This window comes from Pseudoduganella sp. RAF53_2 (assembly GCF_052113985.1).
Lineage (GTDB): Bacteria > Pseudomonadota > Gammaproteobacteria > Burkholderiales > Burkholderiaceae_D > Rugamonas.
In genome coordinates this window covers 1-5,189 of sequence record NZ_JBFRDW010000435.1, presented here as the reverse complement: position 1 = coordinate 5,189, position 5,189 = coordinate 1, and the positions used below count along the sequence as shown (strand labels likewise).

6 protein-coding genes are annotated in these 5,189 nt (G+C 61.2%); all 6 read right to left on the bottom strand.

What is annotated here, in order from left to right; translation table 11 throughout:
• Positions 1–76: 76 nt before the first annotated feature.
• Positions 77–562 carry a chemotaxis protein CheW gene (locus AB4Z11_RS22170; protein ID WP_442027711.1) on the bottom strand — a complete coding sequence of 162 codons (486 nt, stop codon included), beginning with the start codon at positions 560–562 and terminating at the stop codon, positions 77–79.
• Positions 563–574: 12 nt separating this feature from the next.
• Entirely contained in the window at positions 575–2,797 is a 2,223-nt protein-coding gene (cheA, locus tag AB4Z11_RS22165; protein WP_442027710.1) for a chemotaxis protein CheA, read from the bottom strand.
• Between the two features lie 38 nt (positions 2,798–2,835).
• Entirely contained in the window at positions 2,836–3,201 is a 366-nt protein-coding gene (locus AB4Z11_RS22160) for a response regulator (protein WP_028104148.1), read from the bottom strand.
• Between the two features lie 29 nt (positions 3,202–3,230).
• Positions 3,231–3,779, bottom strand: coding sequence for a chemotaxis protein (locus tag AB4Z11_RS22155; protein ID WP_442027708.1), 549 nt, complete (start codon positions 3,777–3,779; stop codon positions 3,231–3,233).
• A 30-nt stretch (positions 3,780–3,809) separates the two neighbouring features.
• Positions 3,810–4,778: a flagellar motor protein MotB gene (gene motB, locus AB4Z11_RS22150; protein WP_442027706.1), complete on the bottom strand. Its 969-nt coding sequence runs from the start codon at positions 4,776–4,778 to the stop codon at positions 3,810–3,812.
• A gap of 21 nt (positions 4,779–4,799) precedes the next feature.
• Positions 4,800–5,189, bottom strand: a 390-nt coding sequence (locus tag AB4Z11_RS22145; protein WP_442027704.1) for a MotA/TolQ/ExbB proton channel family protein, incomplete at its 5' end; no start/stop codon positions are given.

The window sequence follows — 5,189 nt, the reverse complement described above, 5'->3', positions numbered from 1 at the left end:
CATTCATAGTTATCTCCCGTTCGTTAAGTGGTGCCCGCCCCGCTCTTTTGGCGGAGTCGGGTCGGTCGCCTGCGGGTTAAGCGGCGATCTTGTCGATCAGGCCCATTTCTGGGCTGGACATCAGGCGGTCGATGTCCACCAGGATAAGCATACGCTCATCGATGGTACCGAGACCGATCATGTACTCGGTGCTGAAGGCCGTGCCCATTTCGGGTGCGGGCTTGACCTGTTCCGGGGTAAGCGTCGTCACGTCCGACACCGAATCGACCACCATGCCTACCACGCGGCCGTTGATGTTGAGGATGATGACTACGGTGAATTGGTCGTACACCGGCTCGCCCAGCTTGAATTTGATGCGCATGTCCACCACCGGAATGATGATGCCGCGCAGATTGATGACGCCCTTGATGAATTCAGGGGCGTTGGCAATACGGGTCACRGCTTCGTAGCCGCGGATTTCCTGCACTTTCAGGATGTCGATGCCATATTCCTCGGAGCCCAGTTTGAAGGCCAGGAACTCGCGGCCGGCGATGTCGGCTCCAGCGTTGTTTGCGTCAGTCATGGTATTCGTCCTTTACGAAAATATCGATTCATCGACCAGTTGGCGCGAAGAGCGGATCAGCGCCGCCACATCCAGAATCAAGGACACACCGCCGTCACCCAGAATGGTGGCGCCCGAAATGCCCGCAACCTTGCGGTAATTGGATTCAAGGTTCTTGACCACAACCTGTTGCTGCCCCACCAGTTCATCCACGAACAGGCAGGCTTTCTTGCCTTCAGTTTCAACAATCACCAGGATGCCCTGGCACGGATCGGTAAAGCGCGGCACGATATCGAAGATCTGGTACAGGGGAATGAGCGGCAGGTATTCGCCGCGCACTTTCACCACCCTGCCCTTGCCGCTGATTTCCTTCACATCTTCCGGCGCCGGCTGCAGCGATTCGATCACGAAGCCGAGCGGCAGGATGTAGATCTCGTCGCCGCTGCGGATCGTCATGCCATCCAGGATCGCCAGCGTCAGCGGCAGCGAAATCGAAATGGTGGTGCCGAAGCCCTTGGCCGAACGGATGTCCACCGTACCGCCCATGGCCGTGATATTGCGCTTCACCACGTCCATGCCCACGCCGCGGCCGGAAACGTCCGTCACCTGATCGGCGGTCGAGAAACCCGGCGCGAAGATCAGCTGCCAGACATCGGCATCGCTCATATTGTCGTTAAGCGGCAGACCGTTCTGCCTGGCCTTGGCGAGGATCTTCTCGCGATTCAGGCCGCCGCCATCGTCCGATACTTCGATGACGATATTGCCGCCCTGGTGGGAAGCCGACAGGAACAGGCGTCCCGCGTCGGTCTTGCCGGCGGCGCGGCGCACTTCCGGCATTTCGATGCCATGGTCGATACTGTTGCGCACCAGGTGGGTCAGCGGATCGACGATGCGTTCGATCAGGCCCTTGTCCAGTTCCGTCGCGGCGCCGCYGGTGATGAAGTCCACCTTCTTGCCCAGCTTTGCGGCCAGGTCGCGCACCATGCGCGGGAAGCGCGAGAACACGAAGTCCATCGGCATCATGCGGATCGACATCACGGCTTCCTGCAGGTCGCGCGTGTTGCGGGTCAGCTGGGAGATGCCGTTCAGCAGGCGCTCGTGCACCATCGGGTCCAGCGTGCCGGCGCGCTGTTCGATCATCGCTTGCGTGATCACCAGTTCGCCGACCAGGTTGATCAGCTGATCCACCTTTTCGACGGACACGCGAATCGAGGACGATTCGGCGCTCGGTACATGGGCCGCCTTCTCGGCTTCCTTGCGTGCCGCCTTGCGTTCCTGTTCTTCGCTGAGCTTTTGCTCCACCTGCTGCGGCGCATCCTTGATGCCTGCGGCGGCGCGGATCTGGTCCAGCGGCTGGAAGAAGCCATAGCCCTGCGCGTCGTCCACGGYGGCCGACGCGTTGGCGCGGATTTCGTCCAGCGGCTGGAAGAAACCATAGCCCTTGCCTTGCTCGCCCTGCGCCGCGCCTCCCTCGGCGCCGGCAGCGCCTGGGGTGAGCGGATCGAAGAAGCCGTAGCCCTGTTCCGCTTCCTTGCGCGCACGCTCGCCGCTTTCGCGTGCTTCCTGCGTTGGCGTCAATGCAGGCAGTTCGGTGACCTTCATCTGGTCCGCGTCGATGACGAAGGAGCAGATGGCGATGATGTCGTCCAGGCTTTCGTGGGTGGTGACCACCATCGCGTGGCGCTCGGCGTCCAGCGGCGACAGTTCGACCTTGCCCAGCAAGCCCAGTTCGGCCGCCAGCGCTTCCACTTCACGGTGCACCATCTTCGGCAGCTCGAGCCGGTAACGGCGGCCGCCGGTGTGGTCCACCACTTCGGTTTCCTGCGTGTTGAAGGCCGGCGCGACAGGCGCCATGGCGGCAATGTGCACGTCCTGCGCCAGCTCCTGCAGCATCATGCGCACGTCGCCCACCGCTTCCTGGTCCACGGCGGAACCCAGACGGTGGCCGTCCAGCTGCATCTTCAGAATATCTTTGGCGGCGAGGAAGGCATCCACGTGGGTCGACGTGAGCGCCATTTCGCCCTTGCGAATACGGTCGAGCAGCGTCTCCAGCACGTGCGTGACTTCGCTCATATCGCTCACGCCGAAGGTGGATGCGCCACCCTTGACGGAGTGCGCCGTGCGGAAGATCGCGTTCAGATCCTCTTCGCCCGGCGAGTCGACGTCCACCGCCAGCAGCAGCCGCTCCATTTCCGCCAGCAGCTCCTCGGCCTCGTCGAAGAAGACCTGGTAGAACTGGCTAATATCGATGGTCATGGCGCGACTCCATCAATTACTAAGCACATGGCAGCCCCTTAGCCGATGACCTTCTTCACTACCTCAATCAGACGTTGCGGGTCGAAAGGCTTGACCAGCCAGCCGTTGGCGCCGGCAGCGCGGCCCTTGGCTTTCATCTCATCGGACGATTCGGTGGTCAGCATCAGGATAGGGACCTTGGCGTAGGCCGGCTGTTCGCGCAGCAGCTTGATCAGCTGCAGGCCGTCCATGCGCGGCATGTTCTGGTCGGTCAGCACCAGGTCCACGGTTTGCAGCTTGGCCTTTTCCAGGCCRTCCTGTCCATCGACCGCCTCCACCACCTGGTAACCGGCGGCTTTCAGGCTGAACGCCACCATCTGGCGCAGCGAGGAGGAATCGTCGACTGCAAGAATTGTTTTAGCCATCTTTTGATCTCTCTTTGGTAGGTATATTTTCAGAACAGTTCGATGTCGCCGCTTTCCAGATGCTTCTGGCTGACCGCTTTACGCAGCACGCTGCGCAGCTCCAGGCTCTGGATGGCGAGCGCCATGCTGACCTTGCCGAGCAGGTCCACAATTTCGTCGCTGCCGCTGTCGGGCATCACTTCGGCGCCATGGGTGCCCAGCGTGCCGAGGAATTCGCGCAGGCCGGTCACGCGCTTCAGGGTACGGTCGATCAACTGGCTGGTCATGTCCTGGAACTGCATGCTGGTGATCGCCGCATTCACATAGCTGCTGACCTGCTCGTTCATGGCCTGCAGCTTTTCCTTTTGCTCGGGGGTCGGATTGCCGCCGTCCAGCAGCATCTGGATGGTCGTTTGCTGGGCATTGACGGCGTCGTGGATGGCCATGAAATTGCGCGTCAGCTTGTCGATCGCTTCTTCCAGCAGCAGATTGGTCTGCAGCAGGTCGGTTTCGACTTCAGTCAAATGGCGCTTGCCGTGGTCCGATACGCCGGACAACAGGCGCTTCACATGGGAGCCCAGGATCTTTTTTCTCGTCATGACAGTCTCAGGTGTTAGGCAGGGCTCTGCTTATTTCTTTGCCGGCGCCGCTGCAGCAGGTGCTGGTGCTGCGGCTGGCGCCGTCTTGCTTAGCGCTTCGCGCGTGGCCTCGGTGTCGGTCCCGACATTCATCTGGCCACCGTCACGCAATACGTTCTCTTCCGTCTTCTTGTTCATCACAATGATGCTGATGCGGCGGTTGATCGGATTGAACGGATCGACGCGGTCCAGCGGTGCGGCCCCTGCCAGGCCGACCACACGCAGGATCTTGTTGTCGGCCAGGCCGCCTTGCACCAGAGTACGGCGCGAGGCATTGGCCCGGTCGGCGGAGAGTTCCCAGTTACTGTACCCCGTTTCGGTGAAATACGGCGTCGAGTCGGTGTGGCCGGACAGGCCGATCTTGTTCGGCACTTCGTTCAGCACCGGCGCGATGGCTTCCAGGATTTCGCGGGTATAAGGCTGCAAGTCGGCCTTGGACAAGGCAAACATCGGACGGTTCTTTTCGTCCACGATCTGGATGCGCAAGCCTTCGCTGGTGAAATCGAGCAGCAGCTGGTTCTTGAATTTCTGCAAGGCCAGGCTGGAGTCGATGGTCAGCTCGATACGCTGGCGCAGCTGTTCCAGGCGGTTCTTCTCTTCCGCTTCGAGCGCGGCCTTGGCGGCCGACAGGTTGAAGGTCTTCTTGACGGACGGTTCGTCGGTAGCGCGCACCTGGCCCTGGCTGCGGCTCAGGTCATTGCCGCCGCCCTTGATGACGGACGACGAGTCGCCGCTACCGGTGCCGCCTTCCATGGCGACCTTGAGCGGCGTCTTGAAATATTCCGAGATCCCGTTCAGGTCGCCCTTGGTGGTCGAACCAAGCAGCCACATCAACAGGAAGAAAGCCATCATCGCGGTCACGAAGTCGGCGTACGCGATCTTCCAGGCGCCGCCATGGTGACCGCCGCCATTCTTCTTGACGCGCTTGACGATGATTGGCCGCAGTCCCTCTTCAGCCATGGCGATTCCTCGTGTCCATCATTACTTCGACTTCGATTTCTTGATATGGTCTTCCAGTTCGGCGAAGCTCGGGCGCTCGGTCGAGTACAGCACCTTGCGGCCGAATTCCACGGCCAGGGCCGGGGCGTAACCGTTCAGGCTGGCCAGCAGCGTGACCTTCACGCACTGGAACATCTTGGTGGACTCTTCCAGCTTCTGCTCCAGCAGGCTGGCCAGCGGACCGACAAAGCCGTATGCCAGCAGAATACCGAGGAAGGTACCGACCAGCGCATGCGCGATCAGCATCCCCAGCTCGGATGGCGGAATGCCCACCGATTCCATGGTGTGCACCACGCCCATCACCGCCGCCACGATACCGAATGCCGGCATGCCGTCGCCCAGTTTGGCGATGCAATGCGCAGGCACATGGCC

Excerpts from the sequence above, each read along its gene's own strand:
- AB4Z11_RS22155 (WP_442027708.1), bottom strand. The coding sequence starts at position 3,779 with ATGACGAGAAAAAAGATCCTGGGCTCCCATGTGAAGCGCCTGTTGTCC.
- motB (WP_442027706.1), bottom strand. The coding sequence starts at position 4,778 with ATGGCTGAAGAGGGACTGCGGCCAATCATCGTCAAGCGCGTCAAGAAG.